Source organism: Corynebacterium sp. HMSC064E07, assembly GCF_001815745.1.
Classification (GTDB): Bacteria; Actinomycetota; Actinomycetes; order Mycobacteriales; family Mycobacteriaceae; genus Corynebacterium; species Corynebacterium jeikeium_D.
The window spans coordinates 196662-219488 of sequence record NZ_KV821828.1 but is presented as its reverse complement, the minus strand read 5'-3'; the positions used below and the strand labels follow the sequence as shown (position 1 = coordinate 219488).

General features: G+C 58.1%; 21 protein-coding genes. 3 read left to right on the top strand and 18 right to left on the bottom strand.

Annotated features, from left to right (window positions below):
- Positions 1–63 precede the first annotated feature (63 nt).
- The 3 genes from HMPREF3053_RS09555 to HMPREF3053_RS09545 all read right to left on the bottom strand — a co-directional run bounded on the left by HMPREF3053_RS09555 (position 64) and on the right by HMPREF3053_RS09545 (position 2359).
- Complete coding sequence (locus HMPREF3053_RS09555) at positions 64–1128, bottom strand: flavin reductase family protein (RefSeq protein ID WP_070439526.1); 1065 nt, start codon at positions 1126–1128, stop codon at positions 64–66.
- A gap of 329 nt (positions 1129–1457) precedes the next feature.
- Positions 1458–1949 carry a DUF6912 family protein gene (locus HMPREF3053_RS09550; RefSeq protein WP_070429792.1) on the bottom strand — a complete coding sequence of 164 codons (492 nt, stop codon included), beginning with the start codon at positions 1947–1949 and terminating at the stop codon, positions 1458–1460.
- Complete coding sequence (locus HMPREF3053_RS09545; RefSeq protein WP_038627918.1) at positions 1949–2359, bottom strand: HAD-IA family hydrolase; 411 nt, start codon at positions 2357–2359, stop codon at positions 1949–1951. Before HMPREF3053_RS09545 ends, HMPREF3053_RS09550 begins: the two co-directional genes overlap by 1 nt.
- A 287-nt stretch (positions 2360–2646) precedes the next feature.
- Here HMPREF3053_RS09545 and HMPREF3053_RS09540 point away from each other — a divergent pair, with 287 nt between their 5' ends.
- Positions 2647–3270 carry a hypothetical protein gene (locus tag HMPREF3053_RS09540; protein WP_049172812.1) on the top strand — a complete coding sequence of 208 codons (624 nt, stop codon included), beginning with the start codon at positions 2647–2649 and terminating at the stop codon, positions 3268–3270.
- 3 nt (positions 3271–3273) lie between these two features.
- Here the strand turns inward: HMPREF3053_RS09540 and secA are convergent, their stop codons facing one another.
- From secA to HMPREF3053_RS09495, 9 genes are all read right to left on the bottom strand, one after another.
- Positions 3274–5976, bottom strand: coding sequence for a preprotein translocase subunit SecA (secA, locus tag HMPREF3053_RS09535; protein WP_049193304.1), 2703 nt, complete (start codon positions 5974–5976; stop codon positions 3274–3276).
- Between the two features lie 161 nt (positions 5977–6137).
- Positions 6138–6797, bottom strand: a complete 660-nt coding sequence (gene hpf, locus HMPREF3053_RS09530) for a ribosome hibernation-promoting factor, HPF/YfiA family (protein ID WP_016422210.1) — start codon at positions 6795–6797, stop codon at positions 6138–6140.
- A gap of 162 nt (positions 6798–6959) precedes the next feature.
- Positions 6960–7217, bottom strand: a complete 258-nt coding sequence (locus HMPREF3053_RS10925; RefSeq protein ID WP_141737802.1) for a hypothetical protein — start codon at positions 7215–7217, stop codon at positions 6960–6962.
- 493 nt (positions 7218–7710) lie between these two features.
- Positions 7711–9552: an LpqB family beta-propeller domain-containing protein gene (locus HMPREF3053_RS09520; protein WP_070767621.1), complete on the bottom strand. Its 1842-nt coding sequence runs from the start codon at positions 9550–9552 to the stop codon at positions 7711–7713.
- Positions 9553–11226, bottom strand: coding sequence for an MtrAB system histidine kinase MtrB (gene mtrB / locus HMPREF3053_RS09515; RefSeq protein WP_070767620.1), 1674 nt, complete (start codon positions 11224–11226; stop codon positions 9553–9555).
- Between the two features lie 78 nt (positions 11227–11304).
- Positions 11305–11979 carry an MtrAB system response regulator MtrA gene (gene mtrA, locus HMPREF3053_RS09510; protein ID WP_048731669.1) on the bottom strand — a complete coding sequence of 225 codons (675 nt, stop codon included), beginning with the start codon at positions 11977–11979 and terminating at the stop codon, positions 11305–11307.
- A 54-nt stretch (positions 11980–12033) separates the two neighbouring features.
- Positions 12034–12663 carry a dTMP kinase gene (locus HMPREF3053_RS09505; RefSeq protein WP_070767664.1) on the bottom strand — a complete coding sequence of 210 codons (630 nt, stop codon included), beginning with the start codon at positions 12661–12663 and terminating at the stop codon, positions 12034–12036.
- A gap of 45 nt (positions 12664–12708) precedes the next feature.
- Positions 12709–14163: an adenosylhomocysteinase gene (gene ahcY / locus HMPREF3053_RS09500; protein WP_070767619.1), complete on the bottom strand. Its 1455-nt coding sequence runs from the start codon at positions 14161–14163 to the stop codon at positions 12709–12711.
- 67 nt (positions 14164–14230) lie between these two features.
- Positions 14231–14605 carry a DUF4259 domain-containing protein gene (locus HMPREF3053_RS09495; RefSeq protein WP_070767618.1) on the bottom strand — a complete coding sequence of 125 codons (375 nt, stop codon included), beginning with the start codon at positions 14603–14605 and terminating at the stop codon, positions 14231–14233.
- 350 nt (positions 14606–14955) lie between these two features.
- Between HMPREF3053_RS09495 and HMPREF3053_RS09490 the strand changes: the two genes are divergently transcribed.
- On the top strand, positions 14956–15696 hold the full coding sequence (locus HMPREF3053_RS09490; protein ID WP_070767617.1) for a hypothetical protein: 741 nt from the start codon (positions 14956–14958) through the stop codon (positions 15694–15696).
- On the opposite strand, the gene manA is transcribed toward HMPREF3053_RS09490, so the two are convergent.
- From manA to HMPREF3053_RS09470, 4 genes are all read right to left on the bottom strand, one after another.
- Complete coding sequence (manA, locus tag HMPREF3053_RS09485) at positions 15693–16895, bottom strand: mannose-6-phosphate isomerase, class I (protein ID WP_049172794.1); 1203 nt, start codon at positions 16893–16895, stop codon at positions 15693–15695. The two genes, HMPREF3053_RS09490 and manA, sit on opposite strands and share 4 nt — an antisense overlap.
- 86 nt (positions 16896–16981) lie before the next feature.
- Positions 16982–17998: a hypothetical protein gene (locus HMPREF3053_RS09480; RefSeq protein ID WP_070767616.1), complete on the bottom strand. Its 1017-nt coding sequence runs from the start codon at positions 17996–17998 to the stop codon at positions 16982–16984.
- A gap of 38 nt (positions 17999–18036) precedes the next feature.
- Entirely contained in the window at positions 18037–19416 is a 1380-nt protein-coding gene (locus tag HMPREF3053_RS09475) for a phosphomannomutase/phosphoglucomutase (protein ID WP_083295704.1), read from the bottom strand.
- Positions 19417–19532: 116 nt separating this feature from the next.
- The gene (locus tag HMPREF3053_RS09470; RefSeq protein ID WP_005509890.1) at positions 19533–19940 is read right to left on the bottom strand and encodes a DUF3499 domain-containing protein; all 408 of its coding nucleotides are present in this window, start codon (positions 19938–19940) and stop codon (positions 19533–19535) included.
- A gap of 172 nt (positions 19941–20112) precedes the next feature.
- Here HMPREF3053_RS09470 and HMPREF3053_RS09465 point away from each other — a divergent pair, with 172 nt between their 5' ends.
- Entirely contained in the window at positions 20113–20595 is a 483-nt protein-coding gene (locus HMPREF3053_RS09465) for a metallopeptidase family protein (protein ID WP_070767615.1), read from the top strand.
- Between the two features lie 373 nt (positions 20596–20968).
- On the opposite strand, the gene HMPREF3053_RS09460 is transcribed toward HMPREF3053_RS09465, so the two are convergent.
- Both HMPREF3053_RS09460 and HMPREF3053_RS09455 read right to left on the bottom strand, forming a co-directional pair.
- Positions 20969–21337, bottom strand: coding sequence for a WhiB family transcriptional regulator (locus tag HMPREF3053_RS09460; RefSeq protein ID WP_005510060.1), 369 nt, complete (start codon positions 21335–21337; stop codon positions 20969–20971).
- A gap of 320 nt (positions 21338–21657) precedes the next feature.
- A complete protein-coding gene (locus tag HMPREF3053_RS09455) occupies positions 21658–22815 on the bottom strand; it encodes a mannose-1-phosphate guanylyltransferase (protein WP_070767614.1) in 1158 nt (385 codons plus the stop codon).
- Between the last annotated feature and the right edge of the window lie 12 nt (positions 22816–22827).

Here is a 22827-nt window from a genome sequence, read left to right as displayed (position 1 = left end):
GGTCCCAACTCCTTTAGGTAGTTTCTCCTGGTTAATGTAGGTTGAGATAGATGTGGGGCGAACTTACAGTTCGATACGCGCGTGCCCCGCCGGCGCACAGACGCACGTTCGGACCCGCTCGCCCGCCACAAACGTCGCACCGGTGCGGATGTCCCGCGCTGTGCCGTCGGAGAGTTGCTGCACGCACGTCGCACAAATTCCCATCCGACAGCCGTACGGCAGGTCGACCCCGACGCTCTCGGCCGCCTCCAGGATGGTGGTTGCACCGTCTACGTCGATATCGCCTCGGCTGCCGAAACTCACCGTGCCGCCGACCTCCCCCGCCGCCGAGCGGTCAACGGTGAAACGTTCCGTCCGCAGCCCGGGAAACTCCGGCTCAAGGTTTTTCAGCAGTTCAACCGGACCACAGGCATAGGCGCTTGCCGACGATGCCAGCGCTCCAAAGTCAGCAATGATGCTGGTAACCGCCGCAGCGTCAATCCGCGGCTGCGTCTCCGTATTCCGGGCATGCAGGCGATACTTCAACGCGCTAGTGGCGCTGTGCTGTTCCAGCTCGCGAAGTTCGTTGACAAACACAGCTTCTTTCTCGCCGCGGTAGGAGTGAATATGCTCGACTTCCACCGAGGCATTGCGAGCTGAAAGATCACGCAGCATCGAAATCACCGGAGTGACGCCGGAGCCTGCGGTAACAAACGCAATGCGGGCTGGGAGCGGCTCCGGAAGATAGAAGTCTCCAGCCGGGGCAGCGAGGCGGACGACAGTACCCGGCTTTACATTGGCGACGAGGTGTTGGGACACGTAGCCGTCGTTGAGCGCACGGATGTTGATAGTCAGCAGCCCGTCATGAGGCCGCGGCGCATTTGTCAGCGAGTAGGAGCGCCACAGGTATTTCCCCTTGACCTCTACGCCGACTCCGATGAACTGGCCTGGCTTGAAGTCTGTTGGCATCCCCCAACCCGGACGGATTATCAACTCTGCTGAAGTAGGAGATGTGGGATTAATGGCCTCAATCTGACCGCGCAGCTCGCGACTTGACCACAGCGGATTTAGCAAATGCGTGTAGTCATCGGGCAAAAGTGGCGTGGATAAATGCTTGAATACCCGGGAAACTTTGGTCTTAAGTCCCATTTTTGGCCCTCCTGACTATCACGGGCGAACACGCAATAACACTGTTCATCAGCAGGCATGCCCCACCCGATTCATTATTACGTGTCCGTAGGTTACTTAGACGTAGACTACGGAGCGGTAAGTTATTGGTCAAGAGAAACAAATGGTTTTGACACAAATAGCGAAATTGTCATTACCCCCACTCCCGTGCGAAACACCCCCTTTGACATGGAGCTTATCCACACAAAACAATCCCGCCTTTTATACCCCCGCTGAAAACACTTGTGCCATACAAAAAAGGGGCTGGGTTCCTAAACCCAGTCCCCTTCTTTAACGCCGAGCACGCGCTACTACAGGAAGTCGACCACCATGCCGAGCTCAGCTACGTCATACCACGCCAGCGGGATCTCCAGCGCGTCGCCGACAGTGAGCTCCGCATCCTCGTCACCGAGATCCGCCTTATCGACGGCATCAATCGCAGCCTCAACCTTGTTTTCCGCCTCTTTCACATCAATGTGGAGCGCTGCAACGTCGGCAAGCGAAATTGGGCCGCCGACCTTAACCACGGCATCTCCCATATCCGACTGCGGCTCCGCCTCCACATCAACGGAAATGACCACTCGACGGTGCGGGAACTTCTCTTCTGCGGCATCGAGCAGACGGAGCGACGCACGCGCAGCCTCATCAAAGGCTACGTCTGCCAGTTCCTCATCATCGCCCTCAGTAAAGAAATCGCGCAGCGATTCAGTGACAGCAAAGCCCCAACCACCGCGGGCGTGGAAGAGCTCATCCTCCTTCAGCGCCTCAAGCATGGAGAAAGTCGCTGGGATATAGACGCGCATTAGAACTCGCCCTCGAGACCCAGTAGACCGGCAATCTCGACCACTGCGCGGTCGAACTGCTGATAGAAGACTCCCACCATGCCGTTAGAGACGGCCGCATGGATGTTCTCAATCGAATCATCTACCAGCACGCAGTCCCGTGCCGGCAGTTCAATAGCCGCAGCGGCTGCATTAAAAGCCTCTGCCGAAGGCTTCTCATGGCCAATTTCACCAGAGAGCACAACTGCGTCTACCAGGCCCTCATCTTCGAGCTTGCGAATCGGATCCGCCGATGGGCCACCTGGGTCATTCGACAGGACTGCCAGGCCAACACCATTTGCACGCGCCTCTACCAGCAAATTACGCCAACGTGCCTGGTCTTCATCCGTGCCGTCAAGGACACCACAGTAATCGATAATCATTCCGCGCATGGCCTGTAGTTTATCGCATGACCTGCACGTTTGCCTTTTTTCCAGTTCAGCGTGTTAATTGGCTGTTCGTTACGCCCATTTGTAGACGACCAGAACGGCCTTGACGGAAACCGATAGGACCATTAACAGCGAAACACTCAGCCCATTTCGCGACTGCGCCTTCTCCACAATCCCCCCACGCCGGCCGTGAATTCCCCTTCACAAGCTGCACACTTAAAGCACTTGTAGGACAATGGTCTTCAGCAAGGGGGAACTTGCCAATGGAGAGTTTTTAGGGGGATTAATCCATGGCACCAACGTCTCACGTACCAAAATCTCAGACACCGATGCCTTACGCGCTGTCGCACGCCGCTGAGCACCGCTCCAGTGGCAGGGAATCCATTGAACCGGCAACGGGCTTTTCGCTTCTCCACACAATTCAACTCGGCCAGTCAGCTAATGCCGCCGCCTCTCAAACCGCAAAAGTGGCACCGACCTACAGCGGATGCTCGGCTGCCACCGGAGCCGCTGTCATGACGGCATTACCGCCCGTCGCGGCCGCTCCTGCTGCAAAAAAGACGCCGCAAACACCGCACGTCGTCCAGCACTGTGAACAGAATCTGAGACAGGAGCTTGGCACGATTACTCGCCGCGTCTTCGACATCATCGCGGGTCGCAGGCGAGTCAACGATCTACGTCGCATCAATATCGACCCGATTATTCACGCTGCGATACTCACGCTGTCGAAAAACACCAGCCTCAAGGGTGTCGCGTTGCAATCCTTTCACGCCAGCGCTTCCGCGGACGGCAAGAAGGTCGAGTTCCTGGGTAGTTGCCGTGTCGGTCCGCGCGTTCGCGCGTTCACGGGCACTTTCCGCCGCGGAACAGCAAAAACGCGGCCATGGACCATGACCGCGTTTCGGGTGCTTTAGTGCTTAGCGACGGCGCTTGCGAGCCGCCTTCCGACGCTGCGCTCGGTTGCCCTCAGACTCTTGATCCACGCGCTGCTGCTCTGCACTGCCGTCCTCGCTGGGGCCGGAGTAAGTCATCTGCTGATTCTGCTCAGCAGCTTCCGTTGGCAGAGCTGGAGCCTGGTTCTCCTGCCCCTCGGCGTTTTCCACTGCGGGCATAACCTGCTTACGGATTAGGAACAGCTGACGAACCGATTCTTCCTTGATGCCGTCCATCATCGCGGTGAACATGTCGTAGCCCTCACGCTGGTACTCCACCAGCGGGTCAGCCTGGGCCATGGCGCGCAAGCCAATGCCCTCCTTGAGGTAGTCCATCTCGTAGAGGTGCTCGCGCCACTTCTGGTCCATGACGTTCAGGATGGTGAAGCGCTCGATGTTGCGCATCTGGTCGTCGCCGCCAATTGCGGAGACCGCATCCTCAAGCTGGTCGTAGCTGGCCGAGATGTCCGTGTGCAGAGCCTTGGACAGCTCATCGGCCGAGAGGTCACCTGGGGTACCGAAGTCAGAGCCATCAATAAGCTCTTGCGCCGTAAACGTCGGGCTGTAGAGCTGCTCAAGGGCATTCCACAGCTCGTCGAGGTCCCAATCCTCCACGTAACCGTCAGCGGTGGCACCGTTGACATACGCATCGACGACGTCGTCCTGCATGTCACGGACCTGAGTCTTCAAATCCTCACCTTCGAGGATGCGACGGCGCTCAGCGTAGATGACCTTACGCTGCTGGTTCATAACCTCGTCATACTTCAGAACATTCTTACGGATTTCGAAGTTCTGGCTTTCCACCTGAGCCTGGACGCTCTTAATGGAGTTGGAGACAACCTTGGAGTCGATAGGAACGTCATCCGGGACATTCAGAGTGTTCATCAGCGCTTCCATGCGCTGACCGTTGAAGCGAACCATGAGATCATCGCGCATGGACAGGTAGAAGCGGGTAACACCCGGGTCACCCTGACGACCGGTACGACCACGCAACTGGTTGTCAATGCGGCGTGACTCATGACGCTCAGTACCCAGGACGTAGAGGCCACCGGCCTCACGTACCTTGTCAGCTTCTTCCTTCGACTGCTGACGAACACGCTCAATCTCAGCGTCCCACGCCTCTTCGTACTCTTCCGGAGTTTCCACCGGGTCCAGACCACGAGAGCGCAGATTCAGGTCAGCGATAATGTCCGGGTTACCGCCCAGCACGATGTCAGTACCACGACCGGCCATGTTAGTTGCCACGGTAACGCCTCCGAGACGACCCGCCACTGCGACAATCTCAGCTTCCTTCTCGTGGTGCTTAGCGTTCAGCACAGAGTGAGGAATACCTTCGCGCTGCAGGAGCTTGGAAAGGTACTCGGATTTCTCGACTGACGTCGTACCAACGAGAACTGGCTGCCCCTTTTCATGGCATTCGCGGATGTCTTCGACAACAGCGGCGAACTTTGCCTCCTGCGTCTTGTAAATCAGGTCGGGCAGATCCTCACGCTGCTTCGGGCGATTCGGCGGAATCGCCATGACATTCAGCTTGTAAATCTGGTGCAGCTCAGCCGCTTCAGTCTCAGCCGTACCGGTCATACCGGACAGCTTGTCGTAGAGGCGGAAGTAGTTCTGGAGCGTAACGGTTGCCAGCGTCTGGTTCTCGTTTTTAATCTCCACCCCTTCCTTGGCCTCAATTGCCTGGTGCATGCCCTCGTTATAGCGACGGCCTGCCAGCACGCGACCGGTGAACTCATCAACGATGAGAATCTCACCATTACGGATAATGTAATCCTTGTCGCGGGTGAACAGCTCCTTGGCCTTCAGGGCATTGTTCAGGTAACTGACCAGCGAAGAGTTTTCCGGAGCATACAGGTTGGCAATGCCCAGCTGATCCTCAACGAATTCAACACCCTCTTCACGAATACCGATGGTGCGCTTTCGCTCATCGACTTCGTAGTGAATATCGCGCTTCATACGCGGCACAATCTTGGAGAACGCCAGGTACCAGTGCGGATCGCCATCTGCCGGACCGGAAATGATTAACGGAGTACGGGCCTCGTCAATCAGAATCGAGTCAACCTCATCGACGATGGCGAAGTGGTGCCCACGCTGCACCAAATCGTCGAGCGAATGCGCCATGTTATCGCGCAGGTAGTCAAAGCCGAACTCGTTGTTCGTGCCGTAGGTGATGTCGGCAGCATAGGCCTTGCGGCGCTGATCCGGGCTGAGCTCAGAGAGAATCACGGAAGTCTCAAGCCCCAGGAAGCGGTGGACTCGACCCATCCACTCCGCGTCACGCTTAGCCAGGTAGTCATTAACCGTAACGACATGAACGCCCTTGCCTGCCAACGCATTGAGGTATGCGGGCAGCACACAGGTCAGGGTCTTACCTTCACCAGTACCCATCTCGGCAACGTTGCCGAAGTGCAGTGCCGCACCGCCCATAACCTGGACGCGGTAGTGCTTCTGCCCCAGCACGCGCCAGGATGCCTCGCGCGCCGTGGCGAAAGCATCCAGAAGCAAATCGTCTACATCGGCACCGTCAGCCAGCTGCTTCTTAAACTCCTCGGTCTTGGCACGGAGTTCATCGTCTGAAAGAGCTGCGTACTCGTCTTCCTTGGCGATGACCTGATCTGCAATATTGCCAAGCCTCTTGACAGCGCGGCCTTCACCAATGCGGAGCAACTTGCTGAGCGAAAACACTAAATTGGGACCTTTCCGGCCGATTCACGTCGAACTTTAATGTGCAACGGTTGATTATACGACGAACCCGCCTTCCCTTCTAAGAGAAGACGGGCTCATGTGAGCAATTACTTACCAATACACAGCTCTGCGCGGTATTGCGTGCTCTTTTTGGTGAAGACTTACTTCTCGTCTTCGTCTGCCAGCTCAATCAGACCGTAGTCGTACGCGTGACGACGGTAGACCACGGACGGACGAGAGGTTGCCTCGTTAACGAAGAGGTAGAAGTCGTGACCGACGAGCTCCATCTCAGACAGAGCATCTTCCACCGTCATCGGAGTTGCGGAGTGCTGCTTGGTACGCACAACCTGGCCCGGGGTCACGTCCTCAACCAGATCCTCGTACGGATCAGCCTTTTCCGGAGCCGCTGCCTCAGCCTCTGCAACCAGCGAAGCAGTTGCCTCGCCGACGGACATCGGTGCACGGTGGCCAGAACGGCTAATCTTGCGGCGAGCCTTCACCTTACGCAGGGAGCGCTCCATCTTGCCCAGAGCAGACTCCAGTGCAGCGTAGAAGCTATCTTCCTTGGCTTCCGCACGAGCCAGGTGACCCTTGCCAGTAGCGGTGATCTGAATACGGTCAGAGCGGTCTGCACGGCGCGGATTCGGCTCGTGCTGGAGCTCCACGTGGAAGAAGGTCAAAGTCGGGTCGAGGCGCTCAATCTTCGCCAGCTTCGCCTTAACACGATCTGCGAAGTGCTCTGGAACCTCAACATTGCGCCCGGTGATGGTCACCTGAGCGTTCGGGCTGAGTACCTCGTTGTTGTCAGCAGGTGTGGACACTTGCTACCTACCTCCCGGTATGGCCACCGCCCTTCCGTGAGCGGGATTACTCACGGCGTCTACGGTGACGAGTCTTTCTGCACCCCCAGGATACAGTTCCGGGGGTAACCAATGCCACGTTCCCCTCGTTTATTTTTCGCTTGCCGACGACACCCCCTGCGTCTACGCCCGGGCGAGCACCAACACCATGTCGATGCGAATCCCCAATGACGCTGCCACCAACTCGGTTTCCGCTGCAGTGGCACCAGTGGTGGCCACATCATCAACCAGAATTACTGTCGCCTGCGCACAGCGTTGTCGCAGCTTGTCGCTAATTCCGCGCTTGAATTGCGTCAGCGGCACAATGTGGCCAGAAAGATTTCGTCTGCGTTGAGAAGCCCCCAGCTCCGCGGAATCCCGCGTGCGCCCGCCAATGCGCACCAGGGGCAATACCGAACTGGAGGGGAGCTGACTGCAAGCAAAGTCGCAGGCAATTGTTACCGGGTCCCCACCCCGTTGTCGACGGGATGACGATCTTGTCGGCGCGGGAATCAAAATGACGGGGGTAATTTCCGGGGGCATTATATGGCCATCAGAGGCTAGCCTTCGTACCGCAGCGGCGAACACGGCCCCCATGATTCGTCTGGCTTCACCACTGCCCCGTTCTTTGGCCGACAAAATGAGATGTCTCCTCGCACCCGAGTACGGACCGCAGGTCCACGCTGCTGCGCGTAACGCAGCCCGCGGTGAAAACCGCACTGGAGGTTGCTGAAGATCGTCCTTGCAATCGCGACACAGCGTCCCGGAGCAGCCGCACACCGGACAGGTTTCCGGTATCACGAGGCCGATTGCATCGCGGGTAACGTCGTAAAGCACGCGCAGAAATTCCTGCGATGACCTCCCCTGCGCCATTAATCCCCTCCCCGATTTGCGCTTATTCCACAGACACCGGAGCCATTCGACCACGCGCACCCGGAACCTGGCGCCAGAACTGCTGCTGCCCCTCGCTGGAGATCAGCTCCATAACACCGGTGGCATCTAATGCGTAACGCTTCGACGAGGTCGCGGTAACCACAGGAATTGGCGGTGTCAGGTTGAGCTTCGGCAGAACAGAGCTGGTCGCACCGTCCGGGAAGGCGCTCCACATCGGGGTGTCCCCGCTGTAACCGCCCACCGTGACCGTTTGATTCGGCGACCACGTCAGCGACACCGGGGAAACGTTTTCAGGGAGCGGCAGAGCACGCGGGTGCGTCAACTTCCACGGTTTATCGTCATGCCTTTCGATGGTGGCGATATAGACTTCACCAGCGATAATCATCGCTACCTGCGTGCCTGAAGAATCGACGCGGAATTCAGAAATACCGGCGCTCGGGCGCCCCGTGCCTGCGCCGCCGTCAAGAAGGTGATTGAGCTCAGAGGTATCAACCTCCTCCTGCTGAATCCGAGATGACGTCGACTGCCGAACCAGGCGTACGACGGTTGTACCGTCCTTCACTGTCCAGACCGCCTCGGCGTCTGGAGACCATGTCGGACGGGTGAGACTCTCGCCAGTCAGCACAGGAACCGGCTGATCTTGTATTCCGCCGAGCATCAATGTGGACTCCCCGAGGTCATACGACCCAGCACGACCATCCACGGCCGAGCGGAACACGGCGGCAATGAGCTCGCTGCCATTGGGGTTGGTGCCCACTGCCGCGGAGAACACCGCGGTGCTGCCGCTGGCGGTCCAGCCGCGTCCCACAGGTGTGGCGTGGCCGTCAGCGATCTCGTAGATACCGCTGCGGTCGACCGTCCGTAACGGTGCGTTATCAGCCGGTAGATGATTCGGGTCGTAGAGCTGGATTGTGTCGGTGTCCTTCGTCCACGGCTCGTCGTGGCTGGCAACTAGTGGTTCGCCGTCGGCCATGAGGATCCACGGACCACGGAAATCTGCCGAGTCGAGAGTCCAGATAATCTGCGCCGCGAGCATGACACGCAGTTCCTCGGAAACATCACCCAATCCGGTGATTTCGACCCTGCGACCGTCCGCGTTGGACACAGGTCCTGCTTCCACCGCAATTGAGGCATTGGGCTTGAGCACGGTGGTGACGCCCGGCCGCAGTGGTGCTGATGGGCCGTTCTTCAGCTTCGTCAACAGATTGGTCGCGCCATCGGTGACGCCACGATAGAGCCAACGACGATCTGTGACCAAATGATTACCCGCCGGATCGAGGAAATAGATATTGCGAGGCACATTGTTTTCCAGGAATGCCTGACGCTCCATGACAACACCGTCGGGCAGCGAGGAAATGCGCCACTGCCCATCCGAACCAAGCTTCATCTCCACGGTTTCCTCATAGTCACCGGACTGGGGCTCATACGCACCATCAGTACCGAATTGACCAACGCTGCGACCTCGGGCAACGAAGGACTGTCGCGATCCTCCTTCATCCCTCTGGGCGATGAGGTTGACACCGTCAAGAATGCGGGCGCTATCATGCGGCTTCCAACTGGCCGCAAGTTCCGGGGTCATGAAGGCACGCATAGCTTGAAAATCATCAACCGGATGCGCGGCCGCGGCGAAAAAGTCGCGCAGGACAATGTCTGCATTGACATTCGGTCGTGGCTGAGGAACTTCAATACGAACTTGGGGCGGCTCAAACGGACGCAGCACCTGTGGGCTGGTGTTTCTCGGAATGGTGGTACATCCTGCGGCCGTGCCCAAAATGATCACTGAGCTAAGCGCCACTGTCTTACGCAGGACGCGACGAGCCTTTGACTGTTGCTGCGCCGTCATTTAGATATCCTCCTCTCGTGCCTGTCGGGATTCGCTATCGCTAGTCCGCTGCCCCTTATCCTGATCCTGGCTCTTGACTTGCGGTGCAATCGAATCCGATTCCAACTCCCGTGCACCAATTTCCTGCTGATGCGGAATCTGATCGGGCAGCGGAGGAACTTCCAGACCGAGCGGATGCTCACCGAAGCTCGCATCGGGCTCCAGTGGCACAGTCAGGCGGAAACAGCTACCGACCGTCGGCACGCCAAATGCCTCCAGTTCCCCACCATGCAATTGTGTGTCCTCACGCGCGATCGCCAAGCCAAGTCCGGTACCGCCGGTGCGTCGGACACGCGAGGGGTCAGCACGCCAGAACCGGTTAAACACCAGCTCTTGCTGCTCCGGCTTGAGCCCCACACCGTGGTCAACAACCGTAAACGAGACGGCGGAGTCGCTCGCCCGCACGGTAACATCCACCGGATTGCCCTCACTGTGGTCAACAGCGTTGGCCATAAGATTGCGTAGCACGCGCTCGATACGACGCGAGTCGACTGTTGCCATTACCGGTTCATCGGGCAGGTGGAAGCGGATGGGTGTACCGGTCTCCTTAGCCACGACCGTTACCTGCTGATAGGCAGCATCCACGCAGCGACGGACATCGACCTTTTCTGCGGACAGGTCAGCGACGCCGGCATCGTGACGTGAGATCTCAAGCAGGTCATTGAGAAGCATCTCAAAACGTTCAAGCTCCTCATTCATCAGCTCAGCTGCGCGGCGAGTCGCCGGATCGAGGTCCTCAGCGCCGTCAGCAATAAGATCGGCGGCCATACGCACCGTGGTCAAAGGCGTCCTCAACTCATGCGAAACATCGGAGGTGAACTGTCGCTGCAGACTGCCGTATTCCTCCAGCTGTCTAATCTGCGTCGACAGCGATTCGGCCATCTTGTTAAAGCTCATGGCCAGTCGCGCCATGTCATCTTCACCCTGCACGACCATGCGTTCGCGCAAGTGGCCGTCGGCAAAGCGCTGGGCAATCTGGGCGGCGGAACGCACTGGTGTCGTCACCTGATTGGAGAAGAACCAAGTAATACCGCCGAGAAGCGCCATGATGACTACAGTCGCACCGGCGAGCAGACCACGAACCAACTTAATAGTCGATTCCTCTGCAGCCATAGAGGTGACCAGATAGAGCTCGAGCCCATCAACCGAGGTAGAAGTAGGGCTACCGATGATTAACGCCGAGTACGTATCTCCGCGATTATCAGTGACTTGGCGTACCTGATACGCAATTTGCCCTTGTCGGACTACTTCATGCAATCGTTCTGGGACATCGGCCTTAATCGGCGATGAAGCCAACACCGTGCCTCGTGGCACCGGCGCCACGAGCAGCGGTTCATAGCTTGTCAGTGGCGCAGCACCGGAACCGGCTGCACGGTTCACAAGGGCATCGCGCCCCACGTTGAGCAGAGCTTGCAGCTCGTTGGACGAAGAGTTCTCAATCGCCTGCTCCACCACCGCGCGAGCACGGTCAATTTCCTCGTCGGCAGCGGTAACCTTTGCGTCGATAAGCCGCTGGGTAACAATAGTTGCCAGCGCGAAACCGAGTACCGCAATCACCATCGCGCTCAGTACCACCACAGAGGTCAGAATGCGCGCTTGGATAGACGTGCGCCAGAGCGTAACCGCCCAGGTCACTCCCCTATTGGTGAAGTCTCGAAGCTTCGTTATTAATCGACGCAAGAATCGGCTCCCACTAAAGCTGACTGGCCTTGATTAGTCACCCGTCTTGTACCCGACACCGCGGACGGTCAGCACAATCTGGGGGTTTTCCGGATCCAGTTCAATCTTCGAGCGCAGCCGCTGAACGTGAACGTTGACGAGCCGAGTATCCGAGGTGTGCTGATATCCCCAGACCTTTTCCAACAACTCATCACGGGAAAAGACCTGCTTCGGACGGGATGCAAGAGTGTGCAATAGGTCAAACTCCAACGGGGTCAGAGAAATCTCCTTGCCATCGCGGAACACGGCGTGACCGGGCACGTCGATAGTCAGGTCGCCGACCTCGAGGGTCTCACTCGGGCTGTCCTCTTGACGACGCAGCCGAGCGCGCACACGCGCCACGAGCTCCTTCGGCTTAAAGGGCTTCGTGACATAGTCATCCGCACCGGATTCCAGGCCGAGGACCACATCGACCGTGTCGGTCTTCGCAGTCAACATGATGATCGGCACCGCCGATGTCTCTCGCACAGTGCGACAAACATCGACACCACCCATGCCCGGCAACATGAGATCCAGCAGAATCAAATCTGGATTCTCCCGCTCTGCTGCCTTGACAGCTTCGAGGCCATCGTCGACTACTACTGTGTCGAAGCCCTCGCGCTCCATCACCATCGTGAGCATTTCGGCGATGGCCGGATCATCATCAACAACCAGGATTTTTGAGCTCATGCGTCATATTCTAAACGTAAAGCTATCTAGTTCTGTAGTTTCCGGTTGAGGTGGCTAGCGCAGGCGTGCACTAATCCATTCCACAAGACGGTCCGCCCCATCATCCCCCGTAAGCATCAACCATGGTGACTGCCACGAGCCCCCCGCGAACTTCTGGTACGCTGCCAGCGTGCGCTCCTGCAAACCCGCGTCTTTTTCGTAGGTATCCCTAGTTCGCTGCACATCAGAGGCTTCCCGATTGCGTGCGCGGTCGGCTGCCACTCCCACCGACGTGGCCAGACAGACCTGAACGTCGGGAAGCGGAAGCTGGAAATCTCCGAATTCGGTCTTCTCAATCCACTCGACGATCGCCGGATCCTGCGTGCGCGCCAGGGAGTAGGCCGCGTTGGACCCGACGTAGCGGTCGATGATCAGAACATCGTTCTCGCGTGCTGCATCAACAATCGCTTGACGACGTTCTTTGCGGTCCAGAGCGAACAGGAGTGCCATTGCCCAAGCGGAGTCCGCAGTGTCGCCGAGCTGACCGTGCAAAGCTTGATTGGCGAAATCAGCGAAGATCGTCTGCCGGTACGCCGGAAAGGTCATCGATGAAACGGAGTGCCCTTGACTTCGGAGTTGATTGGTAACAGCTGTGACAAGCGTGTTCTTGCCAGCACCGTCGATTCCTTCGACTGCGATAATCAAATTTTTCTCCTCGCACACATGGCTACGACCTAGCCTTGGCTAGAACTAGTAGCGGTAGTGCTCTGGCTTATACGGACCCTCGACATCAACGCCGATGTATTCGGCCTGTTCCTTGGACAGCCGGGTGAGCTCGCCGCCAAGTGCCTCGACGTGAATGCGAGCGACCTTCTCATCCAGGATCTTCGGCAGACGGTGGACAGAGTTGTCGTACTTTTCGCCGTTGCAGTAGAGCTCAACCTGAGCGATCGTCTGGTCGGCGAAGGAGGTCGACATTACGAAGGACGGGTGTCCGGTGGCATTGCCCAGGTTGAGCAAACGCCCCTCGGAAAGCACGATCAGAGAGCGCTCTTCGCCGTCTGCATGCGGGAAGATATACTCGGTGACCTGCGGCTTGATCTCCACACGACGGACATCATCGCGATGGTGCAGGCTGTGCATGTCAATCTCGTTGTCGAAGTGCCCGATGTTGCCCAGCAGCGCGTGGTTCTTCATCTGCTGCATGTGCTCGAAAGTAATGACGTCCTTGTTGCCTGTGGCGGTGATGACAATGTCGACATCTGCGATGACGCTCTCAGTAGCGACAACGTCGAAACCGTCCATCAAAGCCTGCAATGCGTTAATCGGATCGGCCTCGGTGACCTGAACGCGAGCGCCCTGGCCAGCCAGTGCCTCTGCGCATCCCTTACCCACGTCACCGTAGCCACAGACCAGTACGTTCTTGCCGCCAACCAGCATGTCGGTACCGCGGTTGATGCCGTCCAGAAGGCTGTGCCGGGTGCCGTACTTGTTATCGAACTTGGACTTGGTGACCGCATCGTTGACGTTCATGGCCGGGAATGGCAGCACTCCCTGCTCTGCGAAGTGGTAGAGACGGTGGACACCAGTGGTGGTCTCCTCTGTGACACCCTTGACCGACTCTGCAATTCGGTGCCAACGGCCGGCATCCTTCTCCAGGCTGGCGCGAAGCATGTCCTTGAAGGCAATAAACTCATCCGAATCCGACTCTTCTGCAGGCGGCACCAGGCCAGCATCCTCGAATTCCATGCCCTTAATGACAGCCATGGTGGCGTCGCCGCCGTCGTCCAGAATCATGTTGGCATCTTCATCGCCCCAGTCGAAGATGCGGTCGAGGCACCACCAATACTCTTCCAGTGTCTCGCCCTTCCAAGCGAAAACCGGAACACCCTGCGGGTCCTCCGGAGTGCCGTTTCGCCCAACGACGACTGCCGCAGCGGCCTCATCCTGGGTGGAGAAGATGTTGCACGAGGCCCAGCGGACCTGTGCGCCCAGCGCCGTCAACGTCTCGATGAGCACTGCGGTTTGAACCGTCATGTGAATGGAGCCGGAAATACGGGCGCCGGCCAGTGGCTGCTGCTCTGCGTACTCTTCGCGCAGCGCCATTAGGCCTGGCATCTCGTGCTCAGCCAGACGAATCTGGTGACGACCGGCCTCAGCCAGGGAGAGGTCTGCAACCTTGAAATCAATGTTCTTCGAGGACATGTAACGCTTTCTCTAGATTCTTTGACGTGAGATTCTTCTTAAAGAATTACTACTGGGGACGCGAGAGTTACTCTACCGCTTCGATGCAGTTTTCCAGCGCCGCCTGGTCAGACTCACTGAGTTCCCCCAGAAGACTATCGAAGACCTCGGATGCGATAGCCAACGCATCTTCCTCGCTGCCGTGCGCCTCGGAGATTCCCTCCCGGATGAAGCTGTAGTCCTCCACAATGTCACCGCCGCTAAATGGCGCACCATTCCAAATTGCAATGATCACAGCCGCCGCGAGTGCGCATGCTTTCTCATCGCTATTTTCCGAATCCACCCCAATGCGGCCAGCATCAATCAATGCACCAACACGATCCTGTGAGTCGAGATCCTGAACCTCATCGAAGAGTTCAATGACCGAATCGCTACCAAAAATCTCAGTATCCCAGATGGACATGATAGGTGGCCACGCTCCTTTCGCGCTTCGAACCAATAGCCAGTTTTCGTCTATCGACGAGCGCTTTCCAAAGAGCGCTTTTCGACGAGCCCACGGTAATCTGGCCGCCGACCTAAAAGCTGTCGCCTGCACGTACCGCTAGCCGGAAAACCGCATGTGGCCTTACCGAAGTTCTACCCGACTTTTCGTCACTTTTACAGTTCGAGAGACATATTTAATCCCTTCAACACAATTTTCACCCTAGAGAGACGATAACGGGCATGTTAAGTTAGTTCCCAGACCTCGTAATGCAACTGTTATCTTTTTCGTTACAGGGCGACCTCACGCATGACACGAAAGGAGTACCTACCATGGTGAAGAAGGCTTTTGGAGCTCTTCTGCTCGCAGCCCTTCCCCTGAGCGCTTCGCTCGTAGGCTGCTCCGATAGCAATGCCGCCAAGGGTGCAAATCCGGAAAACGCCGGCTCTCAGTCGGAAATGGAGACCTCTGCTCCACTGCCTCCAGTTCCTAGTGATGCCGAGCTGCAGCAGACCACTGAACCGAATTCAGATTCCTCGCTGACTGAGACGAACGACAGTCTAGTATCTCGTCCGACCACGTCATCGAGCACCGAGATCGTTGAGGATCCGTACCTGCCACCGCAGGCGTACATCCCCCCGACTTCCACAAGCTCAAGTGCGACAACTCCGACGTCGACGACATCGACACCTCCGACGACCACGGAGACCACAGAGCCCACCTCGGACGACATATCTTCGCCGACGCCCAGCAAGCCGGTGCCACTGCTACCGGAAGATAACTCGGAAAAGCCGAACGACAGTCTTCCGGAAGGCGATGGTGGTGCAGCAGCTGAGCCGAAGCCGCCTTCATCGCAGGCGCAGTCCCAGTCGGGTACGCAAACCACAACTCCGTCCGAGACTCCTCAGAAGACTCCTTCGAAGGAGCCGACACCTCCGAAGGACCAGACCCCTTCGACGGAGAAGGACACCACTGGCGGCAATGGGGCTAGCAATAGCAAGATTTCCCCAATCCCGGAAAAGCCGAAGGACTCCGGATTCCTGGGAAATCTCTTCGATAACGACGAGGACTAACCCACCCGCGGGACGGTCGCGACAAAGACGGTTGCCCCGTCTTGGCGCGCAGTCAGCTCAATATCGACTGCGTCGACAGCCGGAACCCAGGCCGCATGGCCGCTGGGAACCTCAACCACGGAGTCGTCGTGACGCAACGCCACCGTGCCCGCTGTAGACAACACAACCGTGGCGGATTCTTCGTCGAGCAGAACATGTTCGCCCGGCTCCAGATCCCGCGAACGAAGGCGAAACTCGCGCACCGGCGCGTCATAGTCATTCCAGCCATCATCGGTCAGCCGCGACTGCAGCACCGGATCTGGCAGCGGTCGGAAAGAGAGCACGCGCAGTAGCTCCACGACATCGACGTGCTTAGAGGTCAGCCCTCCGCGCAGCACGTTGTCGGAGTTGGCCATGATTTCCACGCCCATGCCATTGAGGTAAGCATGCAGCTGTCCAGCACCAAGGTAGATGGCTTCGCCCGGCTGTAAGCGAAGGCGATTAAGCAGCATCGACCCCAGGACTCCCGGGTCCCCCGGATACTTTCGAGCCAGTTCGCAAGTGGTCTCGGCTACTCGCGAGAACTCCTCGTCATCGCCACTGTAATCCGCGCACTTGGCAGCCACGGCCTCGACCAGCTCATCGAGGACATCCTGGGGCAACGTCAACCACGTTGTAAACAATGCCCGCAGAGCACTCTCGTCATCGGCGGCATCGAGCAGTCCCATGTAATGGTCGAGCTCCGGTACCGCCAGCGTCGCGAGCAACTCCTTCGTGCGCTCCACCGGGCGGAATCCGGCCAACGCGTCGAAGGTAGTCAGGGCGACAATAAGTTCCGGCTTGTGGTTGTTGTCCCGGTAATTTCGGAAATGTGCAGTGGCCGGAATGCCCTCCGCATTTTCGCGTGCAAATCCCTCCTGAGCTTCTGCCAAGGTGGGGTGTGCCTGCAGCGATAACGGCTCATCGGCTGCGAGCAGCTTCAACAGGAACGGCAGCCTGCCGTTGTCGGTGTCAATTGCATATCCGAGCGCAGCTGCCGGATCCTGCGCAATGAGCTCATCCAGCGGCGTGCCGGCCACCGTGGCCGATGCCAGTGCATGCGCACCAAACCACAGTTCCGCCCAGGGCTTCGATGTGGGAGCGTCCGCACCGGTGATTCTCGCCAAATGTGTACGAGACCCCCAGGGGTACGACTGCAGCACGGGGTCCAACAGCTCCATGCCCGTATCACTCCTCTAATAGTCACTTCTGGCGCGAGCACGCCAATCTCACCGAAGGCCCAAAAGCCTTCGGTGACACCCGGCGATTACGCAGAAAACGCCGCAATCGCACCAACTCTGGCTGCAGCAACACATACTTCAACCAATGGATGATGAGTCTCCGCATCGAGCGCAGGGCACTCCACACGAGCCCATCCAACCTCGCCGTAGTGGTCCCGGTAGTGGCCCACATTGTTCGGCGCAGCTAAAACAATCGCCCCCAACGGTAGCACTGTCGCCCCTTCATCCCCACCATCAATAAACGGGTCATAGAAAATATCGCGGCTTTCCTGGGGTTCTGCAGCGAGCAACGCGCCCACGCTAAGAGACAATTCGCTTATCGACGACGCTGCCGAGACCACGCCTGCCTCAAGCATCTGTAACGATGCCAGTTCCGCTACCGGTGCCAGCGCCGAGGTCGTCGACACTGCAAGCATTCTGCGGCCTGCCACCCACTGCGCTACCTGCCGCGCGGGGTTAACTGTTTCATCTCGCTGCGGAGCACAGGCAGCAATATCGGCGTCCACCGCATCAGCGACTTCCTCCACTACCCCGGCCGGAGCCAGGGCGGTGGCACCACATTCGGTGAGCGCGCTGGAGATGGCACCGACATAGGCGGTAAAGGACGCGGACTCCGCCATCGCCGGGCGCGGAACCACAACCGTATCGGGGCTACCGGCGGCACGCAGTGGCCCTTCACCGGGATCCACCACGACCGTGGCAGCACCTCGCCTATCAGCTTCAGCCAGAGCTGCCCCCAGTGGGCTGCCGGGGTTGTCGTCACAGACTATGACCAAGTCGAGGGCACCGACATAACTAGGCAACTGATGCGCAATTACCACCGGACAGCGGATATCGTCGGCAAGCGCGCGCACGGATTCGGCAGCGAGCTGCGCCCGACGATTTCCCACGAGGATGACCGCACTGCGCGGCAGTGAAAGTTGAGCAAACGCACCCCCGCGAGTCGCGGAAGCAGCAGCTCTGAGACCTGCACCGGCAGTGGCCATACGATAGAACAGGGCCTCTTGGCGCGGGTTATGGGAGGAGTCGAATGACGAGGTCATACTCCCAAGCATGCCTGAAAACGGGCGCGTGGGGTTGATTAACCGCGGATGATGCCGAGAACTTCGTCGACAAGAGCGTCGACCTCAGCACGCGTCGGAGCCTCGACGTTCAGACGCAGCAGCGGCTCCGTATTGGAGGCCCGGACGTTGAACCACGCCTTGGAGTCCGCCAGCTCAATGGTCAGGCCATCCATCCAGTCCGAGGACTCCGTGCGATCGGCAAACGCGGCCTCGATTTCCTTCTGCTTGGCCTGCTGCTCCTCGGCACTACCCAGGCGGGAGTTAATCTCACCGGAGGCCTCGTAGCGGTTGTACTCGGCCATGAATTCACTCAGCGGCTTATCCTGCTCGGCCAGTGCGGCCAGGACATGCATGGCAGCCAGCATGCCGGAGTCTGCGTTGAAGAATTCCTTGAAGTAGTAGTGCGCTGAATGCTCGCCACCAAAAACAGCACTGTGCTCGGCCATTTGCGCCTTAATAAAGGAGTGCCCAACACGGGTACGAACCGGGGTTCCGCCGTTTTCCACAATCATCTCCGGCACGACGTGCGATGTGATCAGGTTATGGATGATAGCCGCACCCGGGTTCTGCTCCAGGTAGCGGGTGGTCACCAACGCACAGATGGCCGATGGGCTGACCGGGTTGCCCTTCTCGTCGACGACGAAGCAGCGGTCAGCGTCGCCATCGAAGGCAATACCGATGTCTGCGCCCTGCTCCACCGTAAACTTCTGTAGGTCAACGAGGTTGGCGGGCTCCAATGGATTGGCCTCGTGATTCGGGAAGTTGCCGTCGAGCTCAAAGTAGAGATCAGCAACATCCATGTCTTCTCCGAGCACTGCCGGAACTGTCAGTCCCCCCATACCGTTACCGGCATCGACTGCAACCTTCAGGCGACGGCCGGAGCGAATGTCGACCAGCCCATGGAGGAACGCCGCGTAATCCTGCAGAACATCCTCACGATCAATTTCGCCCGGAGTGCCGGTGTACTCCGGAATTCCGTCGACAAGCAGGTCCTTAATCTGAGCAAGCCCTGTCTCCTGCCCGATTGGGCGGGCCAGCGAACGGCACATCTTGATGCCGTTGTATTCAGCTGGGTTGTGGCTGGCAGTGAACATCGCGCCCGGGCATTCCCTTACTCCGGAGGCGAAATACAGCTCGTCCGTAGAGGTCAGGCCGAGCAGGGTGACATTGAGCCCCTGCGCTGCCGCGCCATCGGCGAAACTAGCCGCCAACTCCGGCGAGGACTCACGCATATCGTGGCCAACTACGACACGCGTTGCGCCCTCTGAACGCATGATGTGCCCAAAGGCGGCGCCGATGGCTCCGACGAGGTCCGCGTCGATGCCCTCACCGACAACACCGCGCACGTCATAGGCCTTGATGACGGCATCCAAATCGGAACGATTGTAAGTGCCCACGAAAAACCTCTCTGGGTAAGTATCAGTTTTGTGAAAAATGATACTAGCCCCAGAGAGGCTCTCACAAAGAAATGCCGCGGCAAGATGGCATGAGCTGGGGCACGGCGCCCGACCCGTTAGTCGTCCGAATCCTCCGGATCGCGAACTACATGCAGGTGACCGCGCGCGGATTTCCGCGTCGACGGGTGACGGCTGGAATCAATCTTGTAGGTCTGAGGACGGTTGTCGACCTCATCCCGCAGCACCAGGCCAGTCGCGTTGCGGCCAGCTTCACGGACGGCTTCCGCCAATGCGGTCAAATCATCATCGTCCTGGGCGGGCGTCGGCACGTCGTAACGCACGAGCTCCCACCCCAGCGGTGCGGTGATAGAACGCGCGTGCTTCTCACAGAGATCCCAGCTATGCGGTTCGGACGCGGCGGCGAGCGGACCCACCACAGCCGTCGACTCCGCGTAGGCATACGTCAACGTAGCTACGGCAGGTTTGCCACAGCCGGGCCGGCAACAACGTCTAAAAACACTCACGGCATCAAAGTCTAGACCCTAACTTTAAGTTTCGATAGTTTTTCTCCCACTCGGGCGTTTTTCGCTTTCCGACGCTCCCCCGGGGCACCCCAGCCTTACCCAGTAAACCTGCGACATGGCCGGAAGCTGGCCTCACCCACGTTGACGATCCGACCGATTAAGCTCAACAAATATGAATTCATCGGCTTATACTCCGCGCTCTTTGCGACGCTCACTGCGACGCGGTCGCGGACCTCGGGGACCTCTGTTGCCGCCGGAGGTACCCCGCTGGAAGAGCCGTTCAGAAGCTTTTGACCAGGCGGTTATTGACGCCTACGCCCCATTGGATCAGCGCTGGTCCCGACAACTGTCACACCTGGACATCGCCATCGACACGATTCCTCGCATGCAGTTACGCCCGTACATGTACTTCCCGGAAGAGATTGTCGCTGACGGACCTGTACCACTGGGACGGCTTATCCCCGCTGGCATTGACCGCGTAGGCAACCCCACCCGCCCCTGCGTAGTAGTGTTCCGCCGCCCCATTGAGCGCCGTGTCTCGGGCCGAGTGGAACTCGACCAGATGCTGCAATATGTACTGACCCGCCTGGTAGCGGTATATCTGGGCATTGACCCGGTTGAGGTGGACCCTAGTTTCAACGAGAACTTCCTGTAGAAAGCTTTCTCCTAAGGAGCTCCCTAGAAACCGGGTATATAGACAAAAAGTGTCTGTGATTCTCAAGATAGTAACTGGTCAGGCCCCATAAATTACGGGCTGCACACGTAAATACGGGCTGCAAATGTGAAACTGTGCAAGTTTATGACACTTTCAGGCCATTTTTCGGGCGTTTTTTGTCATAAACGCAGTCAGTAACTCGCATTAAGAACTAAGCGACAAAAGGGCCCACCCAGCGACATGCTGAGCGGACATATTTTCGTCTATTAACCCTAGAGAGCAGGAAAAACTCGTTCACCGAAAAATCCCCCAGGGTATTACCCAAGGGGAAACTGCGAGGTCGAGCGAAGGATAAAATACAGACCCGGCTGCCCTAGCCAATCTGCCGCTTCAAACGGCGGCGCTCACGCTCAGAGAGGCCACCCCAAATGCCGAAGCGCTCATCATGCTCGAGAGCAAACTCCAGGCATTCATCTCGCACACCACAAGCACGACAAATACGCTTTGCTTCGCGAGTGGATCCACCCTTCTCAGGGAAGAAAGCTTCTGGATCGGTCTGGGCACACAGAGCTTGCTCCTGCCAGTCCTGATCGACGGCTTCAAACAACCCCGAAAGGTCATCTGCCCACTCTGTCAACGGCCGAGGCTGGTTTTCAGAGGAGCTATCATTCACAGCGATGTCACCCGCATTCGTCTCACTATCCACAGCAGAGCCGCCATCAAACATGCTGGACTTTTCCATGCCGAGGGCCTCCTGATGGTTGTTGCTGCGGGTCTTTAAATTGGGCTTAGTGTGCGAAACACACATTTGTGATTACACACGTGTAACCCACCATCGGTCAAGCCGAATAGAGAATTTGCCCCAATACTTTTCATTGCCCCTGAAGCCCCTCCCCCCGCGTTGGGGATTAAGTTCAGGTTGAAGGATGGCGCCCGAACCCTAAACCTGCCACCTGAACTCAATCACATTCGCCACATGCCTCTCACCAGCAACTTTGACGACACTTCGGCAACTCTAATCAGATATTGCCGACAAAAGTCTGACACGCCGAAGGCTGCAGACTAGACATCCGTCGAAAAACGTACTCCGTGATCGGGGATCTGGACGCCCGGCCACACACGGATACCGTTGATCAATTCACAGCGCGCACCAACGACGGCACCCTCGCCGATAATGGCATCACTGATGACCGTCCGCGGGCCAATATCGGCGCCATCGGCAATCACAGAGCGCTCAATCACAGCACCGGCACCGATGCGTGCGCCGTCGAAGATCACCGATTGATCAATCCGAGCTCCCGCACCAATCTCCGCCCCACGTCCGACGACAGAACCACCGTAGAGAAGAGCGCCGCCACCGACCGACGCTGATTCGTCGACAAGCGCTTCGCCGTGCTTACCCTCTAGTAGCGGTGACGGCGCGATACCGCGGACCAAATCGGAGGAGCCGCGGACGAAGTCACCCGGAGTCCCCATGTCACGCCAGTAGGCGTAATCAACGTGACCGTAGACGTTCATACCGCGGTCAAGCAGCGCTGGGAAGATTTCACGCTCAACGCTAATAGGACGACCAGCCGGAATCGATTCGATAATCTCGCGGCGGAACACGTAGATACCGGCATTAATCTGATCGGTTGGCGGATCCTGGGTCTTCTCCAGGAACTCCAGGACGCGCCCATCCTCATCGGTCGGGACACAGCCGAACGCGCGTGGATCCGGCACACGTACGAGGTGCATCGTGACGTCCGCATCCTTCTCCGCGTGAGTACCCAACACCGCACGCAAGTCGGTACCGCCGAGGACATCGCCGTTGAAAATCATCGCGGTGTCATAGCGCAGCTTGTCTAGGACGTTTCGGATACCGCCACCGGTTCCCAGCGGCTCAGCCTCAAAGACGTATTCAATTTCGAGATCCAAATCCGAACCGTCGCCGAAGTGTTCTTCAAATACTTCAGCTCGGTAGGAGGTGCCCAATACCACGTGCTTCATACCTGCTGCACGAATGCGGCCAAGCAGATGCTCCAGGAATGGATGCCCTGCCGTGGGCAGCATCGGCTTCGGCGTATTCACGGTAAGGGGACGCAAACGCGTACCTTGCCCGCCAACCAGAATGACAGCGTCAGTCTGTTCAGCCAACGTGGCTCCCGCCTGCTGTGCAGCATCCGCTCCCGGCTGGAAGGCGGAGCCATGCCCAGCACTCGGACGAACTTCGGTAGTCATGAAATCGGTAAC

What these genes read in the sequence shown, in the direction of transcription:
- HMPREF3053_RS09555 (WP_070439526.1), bottom strand. Translation starts at nt 1,128, where the DNA reads ATGGGACTTAAGACCAAAGTTTCCCGGGTATTCAAGCATTTATCCACG.
- HMPREF3053_RS09550 (WP_070429792.1), bottom strand. Translation starts at nt 1,949, where the DNA reads ATGCGCGTCTATATCCCAGCGACTTTCTCCATGCTTGAGGCGCTGAAG.
- HMPREF3053_RS09545 (WP_038627918.1), bottom strand. Translation starts at nt 2,359, where the DNA reads ATGCGCGGAATGATTATCGATTACTGTGGTGTCCTTGACGGCACGGAT.
- HMPREF3053_RS09540 (WP_049172812.1), top strand. Translation starts at nt 2,647, where the DNA reads ATGGCACCAACGTCTCACGTACCAAAATCTCAGACACCGATGCCTTAC.
- HMPREF3053_RS09520 (WP_070767621.1), bottom strand. Translation starts at nt 9,552, where the DNA reads ATGACGGCGCAGCAACAGTCAAAGGCTCGTCGCGTCCTGCGTAAGACA.
- mtrA (WP_048731669.1), bottom strand. Translation starts at nt 11,979, where the DNA reads ATGAGCTCAAAAATCCTGGTTGTTGATGATGATCCGGCCATCGCCGAA.
- ahcY (WP_070767619.1), bottom strand. Translation starts at nt 14,163, where the DNA reads ATGTCCTCGAAGAACATTGATTTCAAGGTTGCAGACCTCTCCCTGGCT.
- HMPREF3053_RS09495 (WP_070767618.1), bottom strand. Translation starts at nt 14,605, where the DNA reads ATGTCCATCTGGGATACTGAGATTTTTGGTAGCGATTCGGTCATTGAA.
- HMPREF3053_RS09490 (WP_070767617.1), top strand. Translation starts at nt 14,956, where the DNA reads ATGGTGAAGAAGGCTTTTGGAGCTCTTCTGCTCGCAGCCCTTCCCCTG.
- manA (WP_049172794.1), bottom strand. Translation starts at nt 16,895, where the DNA reads ATGGAGCTGTTGGACCCCGTGCTGCAGTCGTACCCCTGGGGGTCTCGT.
- HMPREF3053_RS09480 (WP_070767616.1), bottom strand. Translation starts at nt 17,998, where the DNA reads ATGACCTCGTCATTCGACTCCTCCCATAACCCGCGCCAAGAGGCCCTG.
- HMPREF3053_RS09465 (WP_070767615.1), top strand. Translation starts at nt 20,113, where the DNA reads ATGAATTCATCGGCTTATACTCCGCGCTCTTTGCGACGCTCACTGCGA.
- HMPREF3053_RS09460 (WP_005510060.1), bottom strand. Translation starts at nt 21,337, where the DNA reads ATGGAAAAGTCCAGCATGTTTGATGGCGGCTCTGCTGTGGATAGTGAG.
- HMPREF3053_RS09455 (WP_070767614.1), bottom strand. Translation starts at nt 22,815, where the DNA reads ATGACTACCGAAGTTCGTCCGAGTGCTGGGCATGGCTCCGCCTTCCAG.